Source organism: Pseudomonas sp. FSL W5-0203 (assembly GCF_001896155.1).
Lineage (GTDB): Bacteria > Pseudomonadota > Gammaproteobacteria > Pseudomonadales > Pseudomonadaceae > Aquipseudomonas > Aquipseudomonas paracarnis.
Window position 1 is genome coordinate 18,462 of sequence record NZ_MPOR01000044.1, and the last position, 23,135, is coordinate 41,596.

Sequence of the window (23,135 nt, forward strand, 5' to 3'; positions counted from 1 at the left end):
CCTATTCGTTGATGCGCCGGGCCAGGCTGTTGGCACTGTCGATCAGTACCCGGCGATAGTCGTGGTAGTTTTTACTCGCATCAGCCCGGGGGGCGACGATGCACAGAGTCGCGATGCTGATGCCCTGGGCATCGCGCACCGGGGCGGCAAAACAATGGGTGAAGGTGTCGGCCACACTGTCGAAGGAGAAGAACCCATCCAGGCTGGCCTGGCGGATCTGCGCCAGGAAAGTGTCCAGCGGCAGGCGCAGGCCGTCCGGCAGGATGAAGTCGTCGGGATCGATCAGGTCGACGATCTGCTGATCGCTCAAATGCCCCAGCAACAAGCGCCCCGAGGCGGTCCAGGGAATGGGGGCGTTTTCACCGATATCCGAAGAAATACGGAAATGCCGCTGGCCCTCGCGCATCAGCGCTACCGTGTATTTGCGCCCGTTGAGCAGGCACATCTGTGCGGTTTCGTGGGTCTGGCTGACGATCTCCTGCAAGGCGTGGTCGGCCTCGCGGGTCAGGTCGAAGTGGCGCAAGTGTGCCTGGCCAAGGAAATACAGCTGACGCCCCAGGTACACGTGGCCTTCCTTGCCCACGGTCTCCAGGATGCGCCGCTCCAGCAACGACGCCACCAGTTCGTAGACCGTGGATTTGGGGCTGCCGATGCCGCTGGCAATATCATTCGGGCGCAGGGGCTGGCCGATTTCCTTGAGAAAATCGAGGATATCGAACGCACGGTCCAGGCCTTTGGCGCGGCGTTTGATGGTGTCTTCGGTCATGGCAGTACTCGGTCCCGTTCCAGATGATCGTTCCCACGCTCTGCGTGGGCATGCATGCGGTGACGCTCTGCGTCACAAGCGCGGACGCAGAGCGTCCAAGGCGGTATTCCCACGCAGAGCGTGGGAATGATCAGTTAGGCCTTTTTCTTGTAGGCCACGCAATCAATCTCGACCTTGCAATCGACCATCATATTGGCCTGCACACAGGCACGCGCCGGGGCGTGTTCCGGGGTGAAGTATTCGCCGAACACCTTGTTGAAGCTCCAGAAGTCCCGTGGGTCTTCCAACCATACGCCCACCCGAACCACATCCTTGAGCTCGTAGCCGGCCTCTTCGAGGATCGCCACCACGTTGCGCATCGTCTGGCGGGTTTGCTCGATGATGCCGCCGTTGATGATTTCACCGTCCACCGCAGGTACCTGGCCCGACACGTACAGCCAGCCATCGGCTTCCACAGCGCGGGCGAACGGGCGTGGCTGGCCGCCACCTGCGGTGCTGCCGGTGCCGTAACGAGTAATGCTCATATAGTTGCTCCTTGTTAAAAACGAATGTTCTTGAGAAATTCCGCCAGGCGCGGCGACTGCGGCCGCTCGAATATATCTTTCGCGCTGCCCTGCTCTTCAATGCGGCCCTGGTTCATGAACACGATCTGGTCCGAAACTTCATAGGCAAAGCGCATCTCGTGGGTGACCAACAACATGGTCATGCCCTCCTCCGCCAGCCCCTTGATCACGCTGAGCACTTCGCCCACCAACTCCGGGTCGAGGGCCGAGGTGACTTCATCGAACAGCATCAGGCTGGGGTTCATGGCAATGGCCCGGGCAATGGCCACACGTTGTTGCTGGCCGCCGGACAATTGGCCGGGAAAGTGATTGCGGCGTTCCAGCAGGCCGACGCGGTCCAACCATTTTTCGGCCAGGGCTACCGCTTCATCCTTGCCCATCTTCTTGACCTTGAGCAAGCCGAGGGTAACGTTCTGCAGCGCAGTCAGGTGCGGGAACAGGTTGAATTGCTGGAACGCCATGCCGGTCATTGCGCGGTGCTGGGCGATCACCCGCTCCGGGTGGCGTACGCGCTTGCCGCCAACATCGCTGTAACCAATGGACTCGCCATCCAGGGTGATCTGCCCGCCCTGGAACTCCTCCAGCAGGTTCACGCAGCGCAGCAAGGTGGTCTTGCCCGAGCCGCTGGAGCCGATCAACGTCACCACATTGCCGCGCTGCATGGACAGGTCGACGCCCTTGAGCACTTCCACCTGGCCGTATTGTTTACGCAGGCCACGAATGTCCAGCAGCGCTGGGTTGGTTTGAGCTTGGTTCATGGCAAGGCCACCCGTTTTTCAATGTAGCGCCCGAATAATTCGATGGCGTAGTTGATGACAAAGAACAGAAAACCGGCGAACAGGTAGAACTCCAGGGTCATGAAGGTGCGCGCGATCACCTGCTGAGTACTGAGCAGCAATTCGGCCACGCCGATCACCGACAGCAAGGTGGAAGCCTTGACAATTTCCGTGGAGGAATTGACCCAGGTCGGCAAAATCTGCCGCAGCGCCTGGGGCAACAGCACGTAGCCCAGGGACTGATAAAACGTCAGGCCAATCGCCTTACCCGCTTCCATTTGCCCACGGGGAATGGCTTGCAGCGCGCCGCGCACGATTTCCGATATATGGGAGCCACAGAACAAGGTGAGCCCGACCGCACCGGCCTGGAACGCACTGATTTGCCAGCCAAGGGCCGGCAGCATGTAGAAACACGCCAACACCAGTACAAACACCGGCGTGCCACGGATCAAATCGACATACAGACGGAACGGCGCGCGCATCCAGAATTTGCCGTAGGTGAGGATCAACCCGGCGACGATGCCGATCAGGGTGCCAAAGACAATCGCCAGCGCCGAGACCGCCACGCTGGCCTGGAAGCCAGCCCAAAGGGTCTCGCGGGCGATCCACAATTCATGCAGCCAACTGGGGGATTCGTACATGGGACCCTTCCTTAACGACGGATAGCCAAACGCTGTTCCAGGTAACGGAGCAGCATGGCAATCAGGTAACAGGCAGCCACGTAGAGCGCGGTCGTGACCAGCCAGGTTTCAATCACCCGATAGCTTTCGACGTTGATCTTGCGGGCGTAATAGGTCAGCTCCGGCACCGCGATCGCAGCGGCCAGGGAGGTGTCCTTGAACAGCGAGATAAAGTTGTTCGACAGCGCCGGCAGCACGTTGCGCAGCATTACCGGCACGGTGATGTAAGCGCGAATCCGCCACTCCCCCAGGCCGATGGCCAGGCCGGCTTCCCGCAAACCCTTGGGAATATTCACCAGGCCTGCGCGGAACACTTCGGTGAGATAGGCACCGGCATACAACGACAGGGTGATGATGAACGAGGGAATCTTATCCAGGCGAATACCCAGGGAGGGCAAGGCGAAGTAGATCAACAGGATCAACACCAGGATGGGGGTGTTGCGCACCACCGTCACATACACCGAGGCAAGAATACGCAACGCACGGTGCCTGGAGAGCATGGCAAACGCCATCAACAGGCCGATCACGCAGCCGATGGCGATCGACAGCAACGCCAACTGCAACCCCAGGCCGAGCCCCGCCAGCAAGGTGTCGAAATCACGCCAGACGGCGGCAAAGTTCAACTGATAGTTCATGGTCAGCAGCACCTGAAGGGGGCGTGTTCAGGCACGCCCCTATTGTTGCGGGTCACTTGAATTCCACGGGAAAACCAATCGCCGGTTCTGGCAGATCCACGCCAAACCACTGCTTGAACGAGGCTTTATAGGTGGGGAACTCGACACCGGTCATGGCTTCGTGCAGCGCGGTATTGACGAAGTTCAACCAGTCCTGGTCGCCGCGCTTGACCGCGCAGGCGTAGGTTTGCGGGCTCCAGGCGTAGGTGGGGCTGCGGTAGCGGCCAGGGTTCTGCACCATCAGGTATTTGACCGAGGACTGATCGGTGGCGGCGGCATCGGCGCGGCCTGAGTTCACGGCCTGGTACATCAAGTCGACACTGTCGTACTGGTCGACCTTGGCCTTGGGCAGCGCCTGGTGCACCAACTCTTCGGCGTATACGTTTTGCAGCACTGCCACGGTAACGTCATCACCTGCGGCTTGGAGATCTTCGATTTCCTTGTACTTGCTGTTGTTGGGCAGCAGCAGGCCGACGCCTTCCCGATAGTACGGCAGGGTGAAGGCCACCTGCTGCGCACGGCTGGCGGTGACGGTGATGAACTGGCAGCTCATGTCGACCTTGTCGGTGAGCAGGTTGGGAATACGTGCATCGGACGACTGCACCACAAACTCCACCTTGCTCGGGTCATTGAACAAGCCTTTGGCCACAATGCGGCCGATGTCGATATCAAATCCCTGCAACTTGCCATCCGCTCCCTGGAAGTGCCACGGCGCATTGGTACTGCCTGTACCTACGATCAAGTGCCCACGCTTGAGCACATCATCGAGCTTGCTGTCCGCCGCCTGCACCAGGCTGGCGAAGGAAGCCGATGCAGCGACGAGAAAAACACACGCTTTGAATACGGAAGGTCGGTGATGCATGACAAGCACTCCAGGGATTGTGTATTCCGCTATACCGGAACTTGGTATGTAACAACGGAATAGACAGCAGAAAGTGTGCCACAGACGCTGGAGGAAACCTATGGGGGTAATAAATGCGTTATGGATCAGCGTGATAGCGATTGCAGAGATAAACAGCGTTGCGCCGTCGTCGCATGGCAGTGCTACGCAACGCCCCACAACGGTGTTACAGCGCACCTAGACGGGTCGAGTGCAAGTGACGCGCACCTGTGAAGGTTGACAGTAGACGGTGACGACCCTCCGGCTTAGCGTGAGCAAAAACCAACACGGCAGGCAGGAGGATCAACATGGGAGTCGCCACGCGCAGAATTTCCAGCGCCCAAGGGTTCAATCGGGTACTGAACACACCGCGCCCGGTGTTTATTCTTTTTTTTTCAGAGCACTGCCCCGCTTGCGCGCAGGCATGCCACTTATTCGAACAGACCGCGTGGAAGCATCCCTGGATAGTCAACCTGTTACTCGACTGCGCCCATACGCCGAGGCACCCTGACGTGACGGGCACCCCGACGCTGCTGATCTACCTGAAGGGGGCCGTGGTAGAACGGCTCAAAGGCTTCGGCCCCGTTGAAGAACAAGAGCAGTGCGTAAAAGACATCTTCAGCCGTTATGACCTGAGCAAGGGCGCAAGTGCACTTGCGTCACCCGGCGCTCTTCCACTTCAGCCACGGTCAAACGCCAGCCTTCATGCTCCAGGCTATCGCCCACCGCCGGCAGGCGGTCGAGCAGGCTCATCACCAACCCCGCCAAGGTTTGATAGTCCTCGGTAGCCGCAGCCTTGAAGCCCGTTCGCTGACGCAGCAGGTTGAGGTTCAAGGCACCATTGGCACGGAAACCATCGCCGTCCTCGACTATGTCCGGCCCTTCGATTTCGCTGGCATCGGGCAATTCACCGGCGATGGATTCCAGAATATCCGTCATGCTCAATACACCCATGAAGTCGCCGAATTCGTTGATCACGAAAGCGATGTGGGTAGACTCCTGGCGCATCTGCTCCAGGGCGTTGAGGATCGAAAAGCTTTCCAGCAGGTTGATCGCCCGACGCGCCAAGTGCGCAAGGTTCGGCTCGTTGCCAGCCAGGTATTCCTTGAGCAGCTCTTTCTTGTGCACAAAGCCCAAAGGCTCATCCACTGCACCGTTACGGATCAACGGCAGACGCGAGTAGGACGAGTGCATCAGTTTCAGACGCGTCGTCTCGGGCTCGTCCGCCAGGTCGATACAGTCAACCTTGGCCCTTGGGGTCATCAGGGTGCGAATCGGCCGCTCGGCCAGTTGCAGCACACCGCTGATCATCACCCGTTCGCGCCGGTCAAACAGCGGACCCTGCGCAGCATCCGGCTCGCCCAGCAGATCGGCTACCTCTTCACCCACCTCTTCCACCGCCAGGCTGCGGCCGCCCAACAAGCGCATCACCGCATGGGCGGTACGCTCACGCACCGGCAACACACCCTGTGCCGATTTTTTGCGACGGGCCCGGGCGATCTGGTTGAACACCTCGATCAGAATCGAGAAGCCAATAGCCGCGTACAGGTAGCCCTTGGGAATATGGAAGCCCAAGCCTTCGGCGGTCAGGGCGAAGCCGATCATCATCAAGAAGCCCAGGCACAGCATGATCACGGTCGGATGCGCATTGACGAAACGGGTCAGCGGCTTGCTCGCCACGATCATCAGGCCGATGGACACGATCACCGCGATCATCATCACCGCCAGCTCGTCAACCATGCCCACGGCGGTAATCACCGCATCGAGGGAGAACACCGCATCCAGCACCACGATTTGCGCGACGATCGGCCAGAACATCGCGTAAGCCACATTGCCCTTGTGCTGCGCCACATGGCCTTCAAGGCGCTCATGCAATTCCATGGTGGCCTTGAACAGCAGGAATATACCGCCGAACAGCATGATCAGGTCACGGCCCGAGAAGCTCTTGTCGAACACCTCGAACAGCGGCTGGGTCAGGGTCACCAACCAGGAAATACTCGCCAACAGGCCCAGGCGCATCAGCAGCGCCAGGGATAAACCGATCAAACGTGCACGGTCACGCTGCTCCGGTGGCAGCTTGTCCGCCAGGATCGCGATAAACACCAGGTTGTCGATACCCAGCACCAGTTCCAGCACAATCAAGGTCGCAAGGCCGAGCCAGGCCGTAGGATCCGCTAACCATTCCATTTATAAATTCTCTGTCTTTAAAGTGTTCAGAACGCCGGGCACGGCAAAGTGCGGTCATACGACCGAGACAAGGTTAGTTGACGGAATACGGGGTGCTTCAGCGGGAACAGCGACAGCGGTTGTCTTGGGGAAAGACGACTGGGAGGCTCCGAGAGGGTGTTCATGCAAGTCCTGAAATGACAAAAGGACTTGAATCCTACATTTGAAATACAAATTTCCTACAGCGCAAAACTATTACAAAACCTGTAGCCCCTATCAGAAGCACACCAATACTTGTGGGAGCTGGCTTGCCTGCGATGCAGGCACCTCGGTGTTGATCGTTCCCACGCTCCGCGTGGGAATGCCGCCTTTGACGCTCCGCGTCCCACCCGCGCAAGGGTGACGCGGAGCGTCACAGGATGCGTTCCCACGCTGGAGCGTGGGAACGATCTGTATCAGGTTTTACGAGTGGCATCGTCCAGCGCCAGGATGGTGTGGGCGTTGGTGACGGTGGTCGCCAGCGTATTGATCACTCCCGAGCGCAACGCCCCTAAGGTCGCCGCCGCCTTGGTGTTCTCACTGGCAATCGCCACCACATCCGGGATGCGAAACAGCTCCTGCACCGTCAACCCGATCACGCGCCCCTGGATGGCGTTGACCGCCGGCTGGCCGTGAATGTCGATAAAGTCATAGCCCATCATGTCGCCCACAGTGCCAGACAGGCGCGCCTGGGCGATTTCCTGGGGCGAGAACCAGCCCATGCGCACCATGTTGCTGTTCTCGCTCATGTCGCCGATGCCGATCAAGGCAATGTCAGCGCGGCGTGCGCGGTCAAGGGTGGAGCGCACCGTGTCGTTGTTGATCAGCACCCCGCGCAGCTCGGGGTTGGCCACCAGCGCTGGGGCGTAGAGGCTTTCACTTTCACCCCCAAAGCGCAGGGCCAGGCGCCGGCAGATGTGGTCAGGGTTCATGTATTCACCGGCCTTGAGCGAACCGCCGATGGCACACACGAAGGTGCAGTTGCGGGTCACCGGCAGAAACACGTTATCGGCCACCGCGCCGACGTTACGCCCCATGCCCACCGCAACGATCATGCCGTCGCCCAGGGTCTTGTTGAGGTAGTTGGCCACCAGGCTGGCGACCGCCGAGCGCTGGGTGTCGGGGTCGCTGTGGTCGACCGCAATCAAGGCGCGGTCGAGCTTGAAGCGCTCCACCAGTGCCCGTTCCAGCTCGTTGTTCATTGCCGGGTGCTGCAGCACGCGCACCTCGACAATCCCTTCATCGCGCGCGCGCTTGAGCAGGCGGCTGACTTTTGCCCGCGACAGGTCAAAACGCTTGGCAATGGCCTCCTGAGTGACGTTCTCAAGGTAATAGAGCATCGCCACTTCGGTCATCTGATCGATATCACTGGCCATGCGCTGGGTACTGTCACTCATGGGGACGGGCTTCCGTTTCGGCGTCAAAGGCGCATTCTCCCGACTCTTGCCCTGCGCCGTCCACTACTGATGCCCATCGCGCTCGATCGCATTGATGCGCTCGACCTTGGCCCCGGACCGCGCCGCTTCGAACTCCGAGGCCAAAAACGCACTGACGATGCTTTTGGCCAACTCCGCACCGATGACCCGCGCACCGATGGAGAGGATTTGCGCATCGTTGCTCTTGCGCGCCCGCTCCGCAGAGTAGGTGTCATGAGCCTGGGCCGCACGGATGCCCAGAACTTTGTTGGCCGAGATGGCCATGCCTATGCCGGTGCCGCATACCAGCACGCCGAGGCGCTGTTGCCCGGCATTGATGGCGGTGGCCACGGCCAGAGCGATGTCCGGGTACAGCACCGGCGCCGTTGAATGCGTACCGAAGTCGGTGACCGGGTACCCCAACGCCTCGATATGGCGCTTCAACAACTCTTTGAGCTCAAAACCTGCTTCATCGCATCCGATAGCCACCGGGAAAGGTGTGTTCATGGCGCCAAACTCCACTGATCAAATGATCACTTAGTGAAATATCTCTCACTCATTTCGCAAGCATTCACCCCTTACTGTCAAGCGAGATTTAACTGACCTGCCAGTCAAAGCCCTATACCAAGGCAATAACCGCGTCAAAGATGAGAATCACACCTTTTAAGTGAAAGAGATTGACTGATCAGAATTTCATTTGATACACATATGATCACAGCGAAACATGACTGTGCGACCTAATAAGAATTCACAGCACGAGGACACGCCGATGGCCACGCCATTACTGCTCCAGGCTGAACATGTCGCCAAGGCTTACGCCGGGGTGCCAGCCCTGCGCGACGGGCGCCTTTCTCTGCGCGCCGGCAGCGTCCACGCCCTGTGCGGCGGCAACGGTGCCGGCAAGTCGACCTTCCTGAGCATCCTGATGGGCATCACCCAGCGTGACGCCGGCAGCATTGTGCTCAACGGCGCACCGGTGCAGTTCAATCGCCCGAGTGAAGCCTTGGCCGCGGGGATCGCAATGATCACCCAGGAGCTCGAACCCATCCCCTACATGACCGTCGCCGAAAACATCTGGCTGGGCCGCGAACCGCGCCGCGCCGGTTGCATCGTCGACAGCAAGGCCCTCAATCGCCGCACCCGCGAACTGCTCGAAAGCCTGGAGTTCGACGTCGACGCCACCAGCCCCATGCACCGCTTGAGCGTGGCGCAGATGCAACTGGTGGAAATCGCCAAGGCGTTCAGCCATGACTGCCAGGTGATGATCATGGACGAGCCCACCTCGGCCATCGGCGAGCGCGAGGCCGAAACCCTGTTCAAGGCGATTCGCCGCCTTACCGCACGCGGTGCCGGCATCGTGTACGTGTCCCATCGACTGAGCGAACTGGCGCAGATCGCCGATGACTACAGCATCTTCCGTGATGGCGCCTTTGTGGAAAGCGGGCGCATGGCCGATATCGACCGCGACCACCTGGTGCGCGGCATTGTCGGCCAGGAACTGACGCGCATCGACCACAAGGTGGGCCGCGAATGCGCGGCCAGCACCTGCCTGCAGGTCGACCACCTGAGCCGCAACGGTGAGTTCCACGACATCAGCCTGCAACTGCGCCGTGGCGAGATCCTCGGCATTTATGGGTTGATGGGCTCCGGGCGCAGTGAATTCCTCAATTGCATCTACGGCCTGACCGTGGCGGATGCCGGCAGCGTTACCTTGCAAGGCAAGCCCATGCCCATCGGGCAGCCCAAGGCGACCATCGACGCCGGCATGTCGCTGGTCACCGAAGACCGCAAGGACAGCGGCCTGGTGCTGACCGGCAGCATCCTGTCGAACATTGCACTGTCGGCCTATAAGCGCTTGTCGAGTTGGTCGCTGATCAACGCACGCAAAGAGGCGCAACTGGCCGAGGAGATGGTCAAGCGCCTGCAGATCAAGACCAGTTCCCTGGAGCTGCCGGTGGCGTCCATGAGCGGCGGCAACCAGCAAAAGGTGGTGCTCGCCAAATGCCTGTCCACGGAACCGGTGTGCCTGCTCTGCGATGAACCCACCCGCGGCATCGACGAAGGCGCCAAACAGGAGATCTACCACCTGCTCGACCAGTTTGTGCGGGCCGGTGGCGCAGCCATTGTGGTGTCGTCAGAAGCACCGGAACTGCTGCACTTGAGCGACCGCATCGCCGTCTTCAAAGGTGGCCGGCTGGTCACTATCAGCACCGACACCGCCCTTTCCCAGGAAGCCTTGTTGAGTCTTGCCTCATGAATGCCAAAACCATCGTTGCCCCCGTTACCGCCGCGCCGCGCAACCGCCTGCGCCTGTCCCTCGACCGCTTCGGCCTGCCGCTGGTGTTTATCCTGCTGTGCGTGGTGATGGCGTTTTCCAGTGAGTACTTCATGACCTGGCGCAACTGGATGGACATCCTGCGCCAGACCTCCATCAACGGCATTCTCGCCGTGGGCATGACCTATGTGATCCTGACCAAGGGTATCGACCTGTCGGTGGGGTCGATCCTGGCGTTCGCCGGGTTGTGCAGCGCCATGGTCGCCACCCAGGGTTATGGCCTGTTGGCGGCGGTCAGCGCAGGGATGTTTGCCGGCGCGATGCTCGGGGTGGTCAATGGTTTCATGATCGCCAACCTGTCGATCCCGCCGTTCGTGGCCACCCTCGGCATGCTCAGCATCGCGCGGGGCATGACCTTTATTCTCAACGACGGCAGCCCGATCACCGACCTGCCCGACGCCTACCTGGCCCTGGGCATCGGCAAGGTCGGCCCGGTGGGCGTGCCGATCATCATCTTCGCCGTGGTCGCGCTTATTTTCTGGATGGTGCTGCGCTACACCACCTACGGCCGTTATGTGTATGCGGTGGGCGGCAATGAAAAAAGCGCACGCACCTCCGGCATTGGCGTGCGCAAGGTGATGTTCTCGGTGTACGTGGTCTCGGGCCTGCTCGCCGGGTTGGCCGGCGTGGTGCTGTCGGCACGCACTACCTCTGCCCTGCCCCAGGCCGGGGTTTCCTATGAGCTGGACGCGATTGCCGCGGTGGTGATCGGCGGCACCAGCCTGTCGGGCGGTACCGGCAGCATTGTCGGCACCTTGTTCGGGGCCCTGTTGATCGGCGTGATCAACAACGGCCTGAACCTGCTCGGCGTGTCCTCCTATTACCAGCAGGTCGCCAAGGGCCTGATCATTGTGTTCGCAGTACTGATCGACGTGTGGCGCAAGAAGAAACGCTGAAGAACGACCCATAACAATAACCGGAGTTCTACTTATGAAACTGGGTACCACCCTGGCCGCCGCGGCGGCCCTCTCCCTGCTCGCCAGCAGTATCGCCCTGGCCGCCGACGGCAAGACCTACAAGATCGGCGCAGCCGTCTATGGCCTCAAGGGGCAGTTCATGCAGAACTGGGTTCGTGAGCTCAAGGAGCATCCGGCCGTCAAGGATGGCACCGTGCAGTTGACCGTGTTCGACGGCAATTACGACGCCCTGACCCAGAACAACCAGATCGAAAACATGGTGACCCAACGCTACGACGCGATTCTGTTCGTGCCGATTGATACCAAGGCCGGCGTCGGCACCGTCAAGGCCGCCATGAGCAACGACGTGGTGGTCATCGCCTCCAATACGAAAGTAGCCGATGCCAGCGTGCCGTATGTGGGTAACGACGACGTGGAAGGCGGCCGCCTGCAGGCCCAGGCCATGGTCGACAAGCTCAACGGCAAGGGCAACGTGGTGATCATCCAGGGCCCGATTGGCCAGTCGGCGCAGATCGACCGGGAAAAAGGCGAGCTGGAAGTGCTGGGCAAACACCCGGACATCAAGATCATCGAAAAGAAAACCGCCAACTGGGACCGCGCCCAGGCCATGACCCTCACCGAAGACTGGCTCAACGCCCACCCCAAGGGCATCAATGGCGTGATCGCTCAGAACGACGACATGGCCCTGGGCGCCGTGCAAGCCTTGAAGTCCCATGGCCTCACCGCCAAGGATGTGCCCGTTACCTCTATCGACGGCATGCCGGATGCGATCCAGGCGGCGAAAAAGGACGAAGTCACCACCTTCCTCCAGGATGCCCAGGCCCAATCCCAAGGCGCACTGGACGTGGCCCTGCGCGCCCTGGCAGGCGAGGACTACAAGCCGCAATCGGTGATCTGGGAGCGCTACGCCAAGGACGTGAAATGGGCCGACGGCACAGCCAAGAACTACATCCTGCCCTGGGTGCCGGTGACCAATGCCAATGCGGATGCGCTGTACAAGCAAGTCAGCGGCGGTAAGTAGTCAGTGGCTTGAAACACAGTCAACTGTGGGAGCTGGCTTGCCTGCGATGCAGGCACCTCGGTGCATCAGGTAGACCGGGTTGATGCAATCGCAGGCAAGCCAGCTCCCACATTGGACCGAGTTCTACCTTTTGATCTGTATCGGGAGTCATTCATGTCTGGTTTCTGGAACCAAGCCTTCGACCTCAGCGGCCGTTGCGCGGTGATCACCGGTGGCGCCGCCGGCATCGGCCTGGCCTGCGCCACCTTGCTGGCGGAACGCGGCGCAAGGGTGGCGCTGCTGGACCGCGATCCGGCCGTGGTTGAGGTGGCCGCCAGCCTGGGTGCCGGGCACCTGGGCATTGCCGTCGACCTCGGGAAGATCGACCAGATACAACCGACCGTCGACAAGGTGTTCGCACATTTCCAGCGCCTGGATTACCTGATCAACAGCGCAGGCGTGGTGCTGCTGGACAAGGCCATCGAGGTCAGCGAAAGCGCCTGGGACACCACCCTGGACATCAACCTCAAGGCCAGCTTTTTCATGGCCCAGGCCTGTGCCAGACATATGCTTGCCCAAGGCAGCGGGCGCATCGTCAACCTGGCGTCCCAGGCCGCCGTGGTTGGCCTGGACCGTCACGTTGCCTACTGCGCCAGCAAAGCCGCCATCGTCGGCATGACCAAGGTATTGGCCATGGAGTGGGCGCCGCAGATCAACGTCAACGCCATCTCCCCCACCATCGTCGAAACCGCCCTGGGTAAAAAAGCCTGGGCCGGCGAGGTGGGTGAGCGGGCCAAATTGCAGATCCCGGCAGGTCGCTTTGCCCAGCCGGAAGAAATCGCCGGGCTGGCGCTGTACCTGCTCAGCGATGCCGCGCAGATGATCACCGGCGCCAACATGGTGATCGACGGCGGTTACAGCATTCAGTAATTCATCGTTATGTCGTGAGGTTTTGTCATGTCCACTGTCACCGAACGCACACCTGAACAACTCGCCCCGAGCATCCCGAAAACCATGCAGGCTGTGGTCTGCCACGGCCCGGAAGACTACCGCCTGGAAACCGTCGACGTGCCCACCCCCGGCCCCGACGAGATCCTGACCAAAGTCGAGCTGTGCGGCATTTGCATGGGCGATATCAACACCTATCGCGGCGCGCCGTCGTTCTGGGGCGATGCCGAACAACCGCGCTACGTGAAGCCACCGATGATCCCCGGGCATGAGTTCGTGTGCCGCGTGGTCGCCCTTGGCCCAGGCGCCGAGAAGCGCGGCGTGGCCGTGGGCGACCGGGTGATCTCCGAGCAGATCGTGCCGTGCTGGGGCTGCCGCTTTTGCAACCACGGCCAGTACTGGATGTGCCAGAAGCACGACCTGTATGGCTTCCAGAACAATGTGCAGGGCGCCATGGCCCAATACATGATCTTCACCAAGGAAGGCATCATCCACAAAGTACCGGAATCCATCGCCCCCGATGAAGCGATCCTGATCGAACCCTTGGCCTGCTCGCTGCACGCGGCGGAACGCGCCAATGTCGACCATGACGACATCGTGGTGGTCGCCGGCGCCGGCACCCTGGGCCTGGGCATCATCGGCGCGGTGCGGTTGCGCAACCCGAAAAAACTCATCGTGCTGGACATGAAACCCGAACGCGCCGCCCTCGCCCTGCGCCTGGGCGCCGATGAAGTGTGGAACCCGGCCGAGGTGGATGTGCTGGCGAAAATCCGCGAAATCACCGATGGCTACGGCTGCGACATCTATATCGAAGCCACCGGGCACCACAAGGCGGTGAACCAGGGCCTGGCGATGCTGCGCAAGCTGGGACGCTTTGTCGAATTCAGCGTGTTCAATGACGAGGCCACGGTGGACTGGTCGATCATTGGCGATCGCAAGGAGCTGGATATCCTCGGCTCACACCTGGGACCATATATGTACCCAAGGGCCATCGACTTTATCGGCAACCGCAAGATCGACATGCGCGACGTGGTGACCCACAAGTTTGCGCTGGCGGATTTCAAGGAAGCGTTTGCAGTGATGGAGCGCGGCGACAAGTCGCTGAAGGTTGTGCTCGAACCCTGATCTGAGTAACAACACAAAACCCTGTGGGAGCTGGCTTGCCTGCGATGACGGTGCATCAGTAAAAAATCCCCAGCTGACACACCGCCATCGCAGGCAAGCCAGCTCCCACAGTGGAATAGTGCCGCCCCTTAGAACAAGAACACAGGAACCCGCGTTATGAATCGAGTCATCAACGATCCCGACCAAGTGGTCGAAGACATGCTGCGCGGCATCCTGGTCGCGCACCCCGAGCTGCGCCAGTACGAAAGCAACCCACGGGTCATCGTCAAGGCCAAGCCCTCAGCCCAGGGCCTCGTTGGCATTGTCACCGGCGGCGGCTCCGGGCATGAGCCGGCGTTCCTCGGTTATGTAGGCCCAGGCCTGGTGGATGCGGTGGCCGTCGGCGAGATTTTTTCCTCGCCCACCGCCAAAAGCTTTTTCGACGCCTTCCGCGCTGCCGACCATGGTGCTGGCGTGGCATGCCTGTATGGCAACTACGCGGGCGACAACATGAACGTGAAGCTGGCGATGAAAATGGCCGCCAGCAAAGACATGCGCATCCGCACGGTGGTCGCCAACGACGACGTGGCGTCCGCGCCCAAGGCCGACATCGCCAAGCGTCGCGGTGTAGCCGGGGAGATCTTCATGTGGAAGATCGGCGGTGCCGCCGCTGCCCAGCATTACGACCTGGACGGCGTGATTCGGGTGGCGCAGAAAACCGTCGACCACTGCCGCTCGATTGGTATCGGCCTTACGCCCTGCACCATCGCCGCGGTGGGCAAGCCGAACTTCCAGATTCCCGACGGGCAGATGGAATTAGGTATTGGCCATCATGGCGAGCCGGGCATCGAAGTCATCCCGATTGAACCGGCCGCCGCCATGGCCGAGCGCATGCTGGCGCCGATCCTCGCCGACCGCGATTTCAGCCAGGACGACAGCGTGGTGGTGCTGGTCTCTGGCCTCGGCGCCACCCCGGTGATGGAGTTGTATATTTTCTACGCCGAGGTGGAAAAACAGCTCAAGGCCAAAGGTTTGAAGATTCACCGTTGCTACGTGGGCAACTACTTCACTTCCCTGGAGATGATGGGCGTGACCTTGACCCTGCTCGGCCTCGACGCCGAGCTGAAAACCCTGATCGACCAACCCTGCCGCTCCATCGGCATGACCCAGGCGGAGTGAACCATGAGCCAGCATTTTTCCACCCATGAGGGTAGCGCCATCGTCGCCGACCTGGTCAGCGTGATCGTGGCCAACCGGGAGTACCTCAGCGAAGTCGACGGCGCTATAGGCGATGGCGACCATGGCATCAACATGGCCAAAGGCTTTGCCCATTGCGGCCGCACGATCGAAGGCCGCCAACTGACCCTGGCCGAAGCTCTGGATGAACTGACCCTGAGCCTGATGGAAGGCATCGGCGGCTCCATGGGGCCCTTGTATGGCAGCCTGTTTATCGGCATGGCCGACGAAGTGCGCGGCAGTGAAGACATCGACGTCGCCACCTTCGCCCGCCTGCTGCGCGGCGGCTTGACCTCGCTGCAGGACATCACCGAAGCGGGCGTGGGCGACAAGTGCTTGATGGATACATTGATTCCGGCGGTAGAAGCCTTTGAACGGGCGCAGGCGTCGGGGCGTTCTTTCAGCGATGCGCTCGATGCGATGAAAACGGCCGCCTCCCAAGGGCGGGATTCGACCAAGGACCTGGTGGCCAAGATTGGCCGGGCCAGTCGTTTGGGTGAGCGCTCCCTCGGCGTTCTGGATGCCGGGGCCGTGTCGTGCTGCCTGATCCTTACGCAGTTGGCGGACTCGATTAAACCCCGTTTAACCTGACATGACCGAAAACCAATGTGGGAGCGGGCTTGCTCGCGAATGCGGAGTGTCAGCCAGCAAATCTATTGACTGATATACCGCATTCGCGAGCAAGCCCGCTCCCACAAGGGATTACCTGGTTTTCAGTACTGGCTTACCAGAACCGCTGCTGGGTCAAGCGGCTCCACCAGGTCAACAGCACCCGGTCCACCGAACCGCTGGCCGCCAGGCCCACGCGCTCTTGCAGGCTCTTACGCTCGGCATAGTGCAAGTGGAACACTTCGGCGGTCTTGGCCTTGGTAGCCAGGTATTCGTCGCTGGTTTGCAGCTCATCGACCAGTTGCTTGTCGAGGGCAGCGACGCCCAACCACACTTCACCGGTGGCCACCTCGTCAATCGCCAACTGCGGGCGGTAACGCGAGACGAAGTTCTTGAACAGCTGATGGGTGATGTCCAGGTCTTCCTGGAACTTCTCCCGGCCCTTCTCGGTGTTCTCGCCGAACACTGTGAGCGTGCGCTTGTATTCACCGGCGGTCAGCACTTCAAAGTCGATGTCGTGCTTTTTAAGCAGGCGATTGACGTTGGGCAACTGCGCCACCACGCCAATGGAACCGAGGATGGCGAAGGGTGCACTGATGATCTTCTCGCCGATGCAGGCCATCATGTAGCCGCCGCTGGCCGCCACTTTGTCGATGCACACGGTCAACGGCACGCCGGCCTGGCGGATACGCGCCAGTTGCGAAGAGGCCAGGCCATAGCTGTGCACCATGCCGCCGCCGCTTTCCAGGCGCAGCACCACTTCATCCTTGGGCGTGGCCAGGCTCAGCAGTGCGGTGATTTCATGGCGCAGGCTTTCGGTGGCCGAGGCCTTGATGTCACCGTCGAAATCCAGCACGAATACCCTCGGCTTGGGCTCGGGCTTCTTCTTGTCTTTCTTCTTTTCGGCTTTGCTTTCGGACTTGCGCAGAGCCTTGAGCTGGTCCTTGTCGAGCAGGCTCGACTCCAGGCGCTCGCGCAGGCCCTTGTAGAAATCATTCAGCTTGCTGACCTGCAATTGGCCGGCGGACTTACGACGACCTTTGCTGCGCAGTGCTGCAAAGCTGATCAGTACCACCAGAATAGCGACCACCAGGGTGACGGTCTTCGCCAGAAAGCTCGCGTATTCGGCCAAAAAATCCATATGTCTCCTTAAAAAATGCACTGCGCCGGGCGCGGATGGCCCCAGCATACCGACGCCACTGCGAAGGAGCCAGTGATCAAACCGCCAGCAGGCGGGCTCCAACGCGCTTTTAAAACAAGCGTATGTTTTTTCATTGACAGCTCGCAGGCATCCTCATAACCTCGCCAGACTTTCAACGTACCGGGAAAACGGACGTGGGCAGCATTTATCTGATTCGACATGGCCAGGCCTCCTTCGGTGCAGACGACTATGACGTCCTCTCGCCCGTTGGCGTGGAACAAGCGCAAGTGCTCGGTCGCCACCTGGCAGACCTGGGCATTGCGTTTGACCGCTGCATCGCCGGCGACCTGCGTCGCCAGCAGCACACTGCCAGCGCCACGTTCGATCAGTACAGCGCCTTGGGCTTGCCGGTTCCGGCGCTGGAAACAGATAGCGCGTTCAACGAGTTCGACGGCGAAGCGATCATTCGCGGCCTGTTGCCCGACCTGCTCAGCAGTGAACCGGATGCCGTGCACATCCTGCGCAACGGCCCGCAGAACCGCAGCGAGTTCCAACGCATTTTCGCCCTGATCATCGAGCGCTGGCTGGCCGGCACCTATGACCCACCAGGGCTGGAAAGCTGGCTGGGGTTTGTCGAGCGGGTCCAGGGTGGCTTGCAGCGTATCCTGGAAGCCGCGAACCACACCGACAAAATCGCCGTATTCACCTCCGGCGGCACCATCACCGCCCTGCTCCACCTGATTACCCGAATGCCTGCCGCCCAGGCCTTCGAAATGAACTGGCAAATTGTTAACACCTCGCTCAACCAACTCAAGTTCCGTGGTCGCGAGGTGGCACTGGCTTCCTTCAACAGTCACGCCCACTTGCAACTGTTGAAGGCGCCGCAGCTCATCACTTTCCGATGAACTGTGGCCAACCGTGACCCCAAGGTCACTGGACTCTACCCTTAAGGATCGAAACCATGACTGACGTAGCTAAAGCCGTAGAAGCAATGAAAGCCAAATTCAACCCAAGCGCTGCCGAAGGCTTGGACCTGGTGTTCGGTTTCCGTATCGACGACACCAAGAATTTCTCGCTGGTGGTCAAGGACAAGACCTGCGAACTCAAAGAAGGCGAAAACCCTGACGCTCAGGTCACCCTGGTGATGGACAGCGAGACCCTGGAAGGCATCGTCGACGGCTCCACCGACGGCATGCAGGCGTTCATGGGCGGCAAGCTGCGCACCGAAGGCGACATGATGCTGGCGATGAAGCTGAGCGAGCTGTTCCCTTCCTGATTCACGGGTAACCCTGAATCCTGATCCCGCCTCCCCGGCGGGATTTTTTTGCCTGCATTCTCGCGGAGAATGAAGATCCCTTGTGGGAGCTGGCTTGCCTGCGATGGCATCTACTCCATTTGCCGGACGCAACGCGGTGCCTGTATCGCAGGCAAGCCAGCTCCCACAGAAAAGCACATCCGCAAGGTTGCTCAGTTTTTGGGTTGCAGCAGTAACGCCACCAACGCGCTCCACCCGGTCTGGTGTGAAGCCCCCAGCCCTCGCCCTGTCTCTCCATGAAAATACTCATGGAACAACACCAGGTCACGACTGGCCGGGTCCTCCTGCAACTGTGCATAGCCCGCCATCGACGGCCGCACCCCGTTTTCATCTCTTAGAAACAACCGCGTCAGCCGCTCGCTGAGGCTGTCAGCCACCTCCTCCAGAGACGCCAGATACCCACTGCCCGCCGGGTACTCCACGGAAAAGTTATCGGCGTAGTAGCGGTGAAACTCGCGCAACGATTCAATCAGCATGTAATTGACCGGCATCCACAGTGGCCCGCGCCAATTGGAGTTGCCGCCGTACAAGCGTGAGTCGGATTCACCGGGCTGGTAACTGGCGCACAAGGTGTCGCCATTCATCTTCAACGCCAGGGGCTGCTCGGCGAACGCCTTGGACAGGGCGCGCACGCCAAAGGCCGACAAGAACTCCTGATCATCCAGCATGCGCCGCAGCAAATCCTTGGTGCGTTCACCGCGCAGCAGCGCCAGCAACAGGCGGTTGCCCTGCCCCGGCTCGGTCCAGCGCGAAACCAGCTTGGCCAGGTCCGGCCGATGATGCATAAAGCCCAGCAGGCGCTCGCGCAAGCCCTCCAAGCCTTCATGCTCGCGCTGCTCCAGCACCAGCACCGCGAACAGCGGCATTAACCCGACGATGGAGCGCAGGCGCACCGGCTCGCTCTGGCCATCAGGGCGGTGCAGCACGTCATAGAAAAACTGGTCCTGCTCATCCCACAAGCCTTCGGCGCTGTCATCGACGCGGTTAATAGCGCCGGCGATGTAGAGGAAATGCTCGAAAAACTTCACAGCAATATCCACGTACACCCCATTACGCTTGGCCAACTCCAGGCCGATGCGCATCAGGTCCAGGGCATAGGCCGCCACCCAGGCGGTGCCGTCGGCCTGGTCCAACTGGTAACCCGTCGGCAACGGGGCCGAGCGGTCGAACAAGGCAATATTGTCCAGGCCCAGAAAACCGCCCTGGAACAGGTTGCGGCCCTCGGCGTCCTTGCGGTTGACCCACCAAGAAAAATTCAACAGCAGCTTGTGAAAGATCCGCTCCAGGAAATCCATATCGCCCACGCCGGTCAGCGCCTTGTCCTGCTGATATACGCGCCAGCTGGCCCAGGCATGCACGGGCGGGTTGGCGTCGTCAAAGCGCCATTCGTAGGCCGGCAATTGGCCGTTGGGGTGCATGAAGCGGTCCTTTACCAGCAACAACAACTGTTGCTTGGCGTAACCAGGGTCGATCAGCGCGATGGCCACCGCCTGGAAGCCTTGATCCCAGGAGGCGTACCACGGGTATTCCCAGGTGTCTGGCATCGACAGGATGTCGAAGTTGCACAGGTGCCGCCAATGAGTATTGCGGATATGCAGGCGCTCGGGCGGTGGCGCGGGCTGGGCCGGGTCGCCGTCAAGCCACTGGTTCACGTCGAAATAGTACAGCTGCTTGGACCACAGCAGGCCGGCCAGGGCCTGGCGTTGTACAGTGCGCGCATCGTCATCGGCAAGGCCCTGTTGCAACACCGAGTAGAAGTCATCGGCCTCCTGGCGGCGCTGTTCGAACAGTTTGCGCGCATTGACATCGGGCGCGCCCACCGGCGCAAAACGCAGGTAAAGGGTTTTGCTTTCCTGGCCTGCCAGCTCAAGGGTGAAATGCGCGGCCACCTTGGTACCGGCGTCCCGGCGAACGGCCGACTCAACCGCGCCCACCACGTAATCGTTAATGCCATCCTTGAATGGCCCCGGCGCCGGTTGCCCGTCCAGTTTGGGCCGATTGGTTTGGTTTTCGCAGAACAGCCACTGCAACCCGTCCTGGCCCCAGGCACTGAGGTGGCGATCATCGAGTTCATGATGAAGCGCCAGAATCCGCTCGCCGTCCAGCCTCAAGCTGGGCTTGGGTGCATCGAAGGTCCAGCTCCAGTCATTACGCGCCCAGAGCTGGGGCAGCACCTGCAGGCGTGTGGGTTGGTCCGAACGGTTATGCACGGTGACGCGCATGAAAATATCGTCGGGTTGATGCTTGGCGTATTCGACACTGACATCGCAGTAATGGTTATCTGCAAACACACCGGTATCAAGGATTTCATACTCGGCATCATCCAGCCCACGACGGGCGTTTTCGGCGATCAGGTCGGCGTAGGGAAACGCCGCATGGGGGTATTTGTAGAGCATGCGCATGTAGGCATGGCTTGGTACGCCATCGACGAAAAAGTACAGCTCCTTGACGTCTTCACCGTGGTTGCCTTCGGCGTTGTCGAGGCCGAACAGACGCTCCTTGAGGATTGCATCGCGCTCGTTCCACAGCGCCAGGCCCAGGCACCAGCGTTGGGCCTTGTCACTGAAACCGGCCAACCCGTCCTCGCCCCATCGATAGGCGCGGCTGCGAGCGTGTTCATGAGGGAAGTAGGCCCAGGCGTCACCGTCGGCGCTGTAGTCTTCGCGCACCGTGCCCCACTGGCGTTCACTCAGGTACGGCCCCCACTCGCGCCAACGTTCGGCGTGTTGCGTTGCCAGGCGCTGGGCTTCAATGGTGCCCAGCAGGTTGGTTGCGGGTTTGGCCGTCATCGGGTCCTCCTTCACCTACACAGTGAGGCGCAGTGTAGAGCGCAATGACGCCCGCATGCACATGAAGACTTGGACGCAAGGTCAACTCATTCATTTGCAGAATGAAGTCCAGAGGAATCTTCGTTTGCAAGCCGGCCGGCCGCTCAACAAAATCGGGCAAAGGCCACGATCATCGCTCCAGTCATCAGGAATTTTTCTATGCACGCCACCGCCCATGTCAGCCCCGACGAGATCCGCAAGGGCTTTTCCAAGGCCATGTCCGACATGTATCGAGATGAAGTGCCCTTGTACGGCGCGCTGCTTGAGCTGGTGGCCCAGACCAATGCCCGCGTGCTCGACAGCGAACCGGGCCTGGCGCATCAACTGCAACGTACCGGCGAAATCCAGCGCCTGGACATGGAACGCCACGGCGCCATCCGCCTGGGCACCGCTGCGGAACTGGCAACCATCAGCCGTTTATTCGCGGTGATGGGCATGCAACCGGTGGGCTACTACGACCTCACCCCCGCTGGCGTGCCTGTTCACTCCACCGCCTTTCGCGCCGTGCATGAACATGCGCTGCAAACCAGCCCGTTTCGCGTGTTCACCTCATTGCTGCGCCTGGAACTGATCGAAAACCCCGACCTGCGTGCCTTCGCCGAAAGCGCCCTGGCCAAACGCTCGATCTTTACCGCCGAGGCGTTGGCATTGATCGACCAGGCAGAGACCCAAGGCGGCTTGAATGCCAGCGATGCCGAGGCCTTTATCCGCCAGGCCCTGGAGACGTTCCGCTGGCACCACACTGCCACGGTCACCGGCGCCCAATATCAGCAACTGAGCGACCAGCACCGCCTGATCGCCGACGTCGTCGCGTTCAAAGGCCCGCACATCAACCACCTGACGCCACGCACCCTGGACATCGACCAGGTGCAGGCGGCGATGCCTGGCAAAGGCATCACCCCCAAAGCCGTGATCGAAGGCCCACCTCGGCGCCAGTGCCCGATCCTACTACGCCAGACCAGCTTCAAGGCCTTGGACGAACCCATCGCCTTCACCGATGCCCACGGCAGCCACAGCGCGCGCTTCGGCGAAATCGAACAACGCGGCGTCGCGCTTACGCCTAAAGGTCGCGCCCTGTACGACCAACTGCTGAACGCCGCCCGCGACGAACTCGGCACATTCCCCAATGAAGCCAACGCCGAACGCTATGTGCAATTGATGGAACAGCACTTCCATGCCTTCCCCGATAACTACCCGCAAATGCGTGAGCAGGGCTTGGCGTATTTTCGCTACTTCGTCACCGACAAGGGCTTGGCGGCACGCGGCCAGGTAGACCAGCCACGCACGTTGCAGACGCTGGTCAACGCCGGTCATGTGGCGTTGGAACCGCTGGTGTACGAGGATTTTCTGCCGGTCAGTGCGGCGGGAATCTTCCAGTCAAACCTGGGGGATGGGGCGCAGGGTCACTACGCGGGCAACTCCAACCGGGCAGCCTTCGAGCAGGCGCTGGGGCGCAGCACGATTGATGAGCTGCAGTTGTATGAGCAGACGCAGCAGCGTTCCATGGATATATGTGTTGAAACGCTGTTGAAATGACTGGATGCAAGACCGAACGCCAAGCGTCACGGCCTTGACGGTAACCACGATGCGAAGCGAGTCGCTCTTGATCTGCTTGTGATCTTGATCTGCTTTTGATCTTGATGTTAGGCGCCCCGTCAAACCACGCTGGCCGGAATTCGACAGGGATTTGGGGGGTAAACCGGCAGGGATGCCGGTTTAGCCGCCCCGCGCCATGGATGGCGC

At 60.6% G+C, this 23,135-nt stretch carries 21 protein-coding genes and 1 pseudogene; 11 read left to right on the forward strand and 11 right to left on the reverse strand.

The annotated features are described in order from the left end of the window. Nucleotide 1: 1 nt before the first annotated feature. The 6 genes from BOP96_RS25365 to BOP96_RS25390 form a co-directional block, all read right to left on the reverse strand. Nucleotides 2-766: an IclR family transcriptional regulator gene (locus tag BOP96_RS25365; RefSeq protein ID WP_014718201.1), complete on the reverse strand. Its 765-nt coding sequence runs from the start codon at nucleotides 764-766 to the stop codon at nucleotides 2-4. 134 nt (nucleotides 767-900) lie between these two features. Then, entirely contained in the window at nucleotides 901-1,290 is a 390-nt protein-coding gene (locus BOP96_RS25370) for a RidA family protein (RefSeq protein WP_003191822.1), read from the reverse strand. Nucleotides 1,291-1,304: 14 nt separating this feature from the next. After that, nucleotides 1,305-2,087, reverse strand: a complete 783-nt coding sequence (locus BOP96_RS25375) for an amino acid ABC transporter ATP-binding protein (protein ID WP_020301585.1) — start codon at nucleotides 2,085-2,087, stop codon at nucleotides 1,305-1,307. Beyond that, nucleotides 2,084-2,746, reverse strand: coding sequence for an amino acid ABC transporter permease (locus BOP96_RS25380; protein ID WP_073454324.1), 663 nt, complete (start codon nucleotides 2,744-2,746; stop codon nucleotides 2,084-2,086). Before BOP96_RS25380 ends, BOP96_RS25375 begins: the two co-directional genes overlap by 4 nt. Before the next feature lie 11 nt (nucleotides 2,747-2,757). Then, nucleotides 2,758-3,420 carry an amino acid ABC transporter permease gene (locus BOP96_RS25385; RefSeq protein ID WP_019817612.1) on the reverse strand — a complete coding sequence of 221 codons (663 nt, stop codon included), beginning with the start codon at nucleotides 3,418-3,420 and terminating at the stop codon, nucleotides 2,758-2,760. A gap of 52 nt (nucleotides 3,421-3,472) precedes the next feature. Beyond that, nucleotides 3,473-4,321, reverse strand: coding sequence for a transporter substrate-binding domain-containing protein (locus BOP96_RS25390; RefSeq protein WP_019817613.1), 849 nt, complete (start codon nucleotides 4,319-4,321; stop codon nucleotides 3,473-3,475). 326 nt (nucleotides 4,322-4,647) lie between these two features. On the opposite strand from BOP96_RS25390, the pseudogene BOP96_RS25395 reads away from it, so the two are divergent. Next, nucleotides 4,648-4,920: pseudogene (locus BOP96_RS25395) on the forward strand (thioredoxin family protein); the annotation flags it as partial. Nucleotides 4,921-4,957: 37 nt separating this feature from the next. Here the strand turns inward: BOP96_RS25395 and BOP96_RS25400 are convergent. The 3 genes from BOP96_RS25400 to rpiB all read right to left on the reverse strand — a co-directional run bounded on the left by BOP96_RS25400 (nucleotide 4,958) and on the right by rpiB (nucleotide 8,466). Beyond that, nucleotides 4,958-6,526, reverse strand: a complete 1,569-nt coding sequence (locus BOP96_RS25400) for a TerC family protein (RefSeq protein ID WP_073454328.1) — start codon at nucleotides 6,524-6,526, stop codon at nucleotides 4,958-4,960. Between the two features lie 434 nt (nucleotides 6,527-6,960). Beyond that, complete coding sequence (locus BOP96_RS25405; protein ID WP_003191835.1) at nucleotides 6,961-7,941, reverse strand: sugar-binding transcriptional regulator; 981 nt, start codon at nucleotides 7,939-7,941, stop codon at nucleotides 6,961-6,963. Nucleotides 7,942-8,004: 63 nt separating this feature from the next. Next, entirely contained in the window at nucleotides 8,005-8,466 is a 462-nt protein-coding gene (rpiB, locus tag BOP96_RS25410; protein WP_019817614.1) for a ribose 5-phosphate isomerase B, read from the reverse strand. 262 nt (nucleotides 8,467-8,728) lie between these two features. On the opposite strand from rpiB, the gene BOP96_RS25415 reads away from it, so the two are divergent. The 7 genes from BOP96_RS25415 (at nucleotide 8,729) to dhaL (ending at nucleotide 16,090) form a co-directional block, all read left to right on the forward strand. Beyond that, nucleotides 8,729-10,216 (forward strand): sugar ABC transporter ATP-binding protein, encoded by a 1,488-nt coding sequence (locus tag BOP96_RS25415; protein WP_060767524.1) that lies wholly within the window; start codon nucleotides 8,729-8,731, stop codon nucleotides 10,214-10,216. Then, nucleotides 10,213-11,190, forward strand: a complete 978-nt coding sequence (locus tag BOP96_RS25420; protein WP_014718193.1) for an ABC transporter permease — start codon at nucleotides 10,213-10,215, stop codon at nucleotides 11,188-11,190. The genes BOP96_RS25415 and BOP96_RS25420 overlap by 4 nt, the downstream gene beginning before the upstream one ends. Nucleotides 11,191-11,224: 34 nt before the next feature. Further along, nucleotides 11,225-12,232, forward strand: coding sequence for a substrate-binding domain-containing protein (locus BOP96_RS25425; RefSeq protein WP_014718192.1), 1,008 nt, complete (start codon nucleotides 11,225-11,227; stop codon nucleotides 12,230-12,232). A 153-nt stretch (nucleotides 12,233-12,385) separates the two neighbouring features. Continuing rightward, nucleotides 12,386-13,141, forward strand: coding sequence for an SDR family oxidoreductase (locus tag BOP96_RS25430; RefSeq protein ID WP_073454330.1), 756 nt, complete (start codon nucleotides 12,386-12,388; stop codon nucleotides 13,139-13,141). A gap of 27 nt (nucleotides 13,142-13,168) precedes the next feature. Beyond that, nucleotides 13,169-14,284: an MDR/zinc-dependent alcohol dehydrogenase-like family protein gene (locus tag BOP96_RS25435; protein ID WP_073454332.1), complete on the forward strand. Its 1,116-nt coding sequence runs from the start codon at nucleotides 13,169-13,171 to the stop codon at nucleotides 14,282-14,284. 156 nt (nucleotides 14,285-14,440) lie between these two features. Beyond that, nucleotides 14,441-15,442, forward strand: coding sequence for a dihydroxyacetone kinase subunit DhaK (locus tag BOP96_RS25440; protein ID WP_073454334.1), 1,002 nt, complete (start codon nucleotides 14,441-14,443; stop codon nucleotides 15,440-15,442). A gap of 3 nt (nucleotides 15,443-15,445) precedes the next feature. Beyond that, a complete protein-coding gene (gene dhaL / locus BOP96_RS25445; RefSeq protein WP_073454336.1) occupies nucleotides 15,446-16,090 on the forward strand; it encodes a dihydroxyacetone kinase subunit DhaL in 645 nt (214 codons plus the stop codon). A 133-nt stretch (nucleotides 16,091-16,223) separates the two neighbouring features. Here dhaL and sohB read toward each other — a convergent pair whose 3' ends face one another. Next, complete coding sequence (gene sohB, locus BOP96_RS25450) at nucleotides 16,224-17,249, reverse strand: protease SohB (RefSeq protein WP_014718187.1); 1,026 nt, start codon at nucleotides 17,247-17,249, stop codon at nucleotides 16,224-16,226. 194 nt (nucleotides 17,250-17,443) lie between these two features. On the opposite strand from sohB, the gene BOP96_RS25455 reads away from it, so the two are divergent. Together BOP96_RS25455 and BOP96_RS25460 are read left to right on the forward strand one after the other, a co-directional pair. Continuing rightward, nucleotides 17,444-18,154: a histidine phosphatase family protein gene (locus BOP96_RS25455; protein ID WP_014718186.1), complete on the forward strand. Its 711-nt coding sequence runs from the start codon at nucleotides 17,444-17,446 to the stop codon at nucleotides 18,152-18,154. 56 nt (nucleotides 18,155-18,210) lie between these two features. After that, a complete protein-coding gene (locus BOP96_RS25460) occupies nucleotides 18,211-18,525 on the forward strand; it encodes an SCP2 sterol-binding domain-containing protein (RefSeq protein ID WP_014718185.1) in 315 nt (104 codons plus the stop codon). 191 nt (nucleotides 18,526-18,716) lie between these two features. On the opposite strand, the gene BOP96_RS25465 is transcribed toward BOP96_RS25460, so the two are convergent. Continuing rightward, nucleotides 18,717-21,353 (reverse strand): MGH1-like glycoside hydrolase domain-containing protein, encoded by a 2,637-nt coding sequence (locus tag BOP96_RS25465; RefSeq protein WP_073454338.1) that lies wholly within the window; start codon nucleotides 21,351-21,353, stop codon nucleotides 18,717-18,719. A gap of 198 nt (nucleotides 21,354-21,551) precedes the next feature. On the opposite strand from BOP96_RS25465, the gene hglS reads away from it, so the two are divergent. Beyond that, nucleotides 21,552-22,928, forward strand: a complete 1,377-nt coding sequence (gene hglS / locus BOP96_RS25470) for a 2-oxoadipate dioxygenase/decarboxylase HglS (RefSeq protein ID WP_073454340.1) — start codon at nucleotides 21,552-21,554, stop codon at nucleotides 22,926-22,928. The last annotated feature ends 207 nt before the right edge of the window (nucleotides 22,929-23,135 follow it).

What these genes read in the sequence shown, in the direction of transcription:
- BOP96_RS25430 (WP_073454330.1), top strand. Translation starts at nt 12,386, where the DNA reads ATGTCTGGTTTCTGGAACCAAGCCTTCGACCTCAGCGGCCGTTGCGCG.
- sohB (WP_014718187.1), bottom strand. Translation starts at nt 17,249, where the DNA reads ATGGATTTTTTGGCCGAATACGCGAGCTTTCTGGCGAAGACCGTCACC.
- BOP96_RS25365 (WP_014718201.1), bottom strand. Translation starts at nt 766, where the DNA reads ATGACCGAAGACACCATCAAACGCCGCGCCAAAGGCCTGGACCGTGCG.
- BOP96_RS25390 (WP_019817613.1), bottom strand. Translation starts at nt 4,321, where the DNA reads ATGCATCACCGACCTTCCGTATTCAAAGCGTGTGTTTTTCTCGTCGCT.
- BOP96_RS25435 (WP_073454332.1), top strand. Translation starts at nt 13,169, where the DNA reads ATGTCCACTGTCACCGAACGCACACCTGAACAACTCGCCCCGAGCATC.
- hglS (WP_073454340.1), top strand. Translation starts at nt 21,552, where the DNA reads ATGCACGCCACCGCCCATGTCAGCCCCGACGAGATCCGCAAGGGCTTT.
- BOP96_RS25380 (WP_073454324.1), bottom strand. Translation starts at nt 2,746, where the DNA reads ATGTACGAATCCCCCAGTTGGCTGCATGAATTGTGGATCGCCCGCGAG.
- BOP96_RS25465 (WP_073454338.1), bottom strand. Translation starts at nt 21,353, where the DNA reads ATGACGGCCAAACCCGCAACCAACCTGCTGGGCACCATTGAAGCCCAG.
- BOP96_RS25440 (WP_073454334.1), top strand. Translation starts at nt 14,441, where the DNA reads ATGAATCGAGTCATCAACGATCCCGACCAAGTGGTCGAAGACATGCTG.
- BOP96_RS25375 (WP_020301585.1), bottom strand. Translation starts at nt 2,087, where the DNA reads ATGAACCAAGCTCAAACCAACCCAGCGCTGCTGGACATTCGTGGCCTG.
- BOP96_RS25370 (WP_003191822.1), bottom strand. Translation starts at nt 1,290, where the DNA reads ATGAGCATTACTCGTTACGGCACCGGCAGCACCGCAGGTGGCGGCCAG.
- BOP96_RS25415 (WP_060767524.1), top strand. Translation starts at nt 8,729, where the DNA reads ATGGCCACGCCATTACTGCTCCAGGCTGAACATGTCGCCAAGGCTTAC.
- BOP96_RS25405 (WP_003191835.1), bottom strand. Translation starts at nt 7,941, where the DNA reads ATGAGTGACAGTACCCAGCGCATGGCCAGTGATATCGATCAGATGACC.
- BOP96_RS25460 (WP_014718185.1), top strand. Translation starts at nt 18,211, where the DNA reads ATGACTGACGTAGCTAAAGCCGTAGAAGCAATGAAAGCCAAATTCAAC.
- BOP96_RS25385 (WP_019817612.1), bottom strand. Translation starts at nt 3,420, where the DNA reads ATGAACTATCAGTTGAACTTTGCCGCCGTCTGGCGTGATTTCGACACC.
- BOP96_RS25420 (WP_014718193.1), top strand. Translation starts at nt 10,213, where the DNA reads ATGAATGCCAAAACCATCGTTGCCCCCGTTACCGCCGCGCCGCGCAAC.
- BOP96_RS25425 (WP_014718192.1), top strand. Translation starts at nt 11,225, where the DNA reads ATGAAACTGGGTACCACCCTGGCCGCCGCGGCGGCCCTCTCCCTGCTC.
- dhaL (WP_073454336.1), top strand. Translation starts at nt 15,446, where the DNA reads ATGAGCCAGCATTTTTCCACCCATGAGGGTAGCGCCATCGTCGCCGAC.
- BOP96_RS25400 (WP_073454328.1), bottom strand. Translation starts at nt 6,526, where the DNA reads ATGGAATGGTTAGCGGATCCTACGGCCTGGCTCGGCCTTGCGACCTTG.
- rpiB (WP_019817614.1), bottom strand. Translation starts at nt 8,466, where the DNA reads ATGAACACACCTTTCCCGGTGGCTATCGGATGCGATGAAGCAGGTTTT.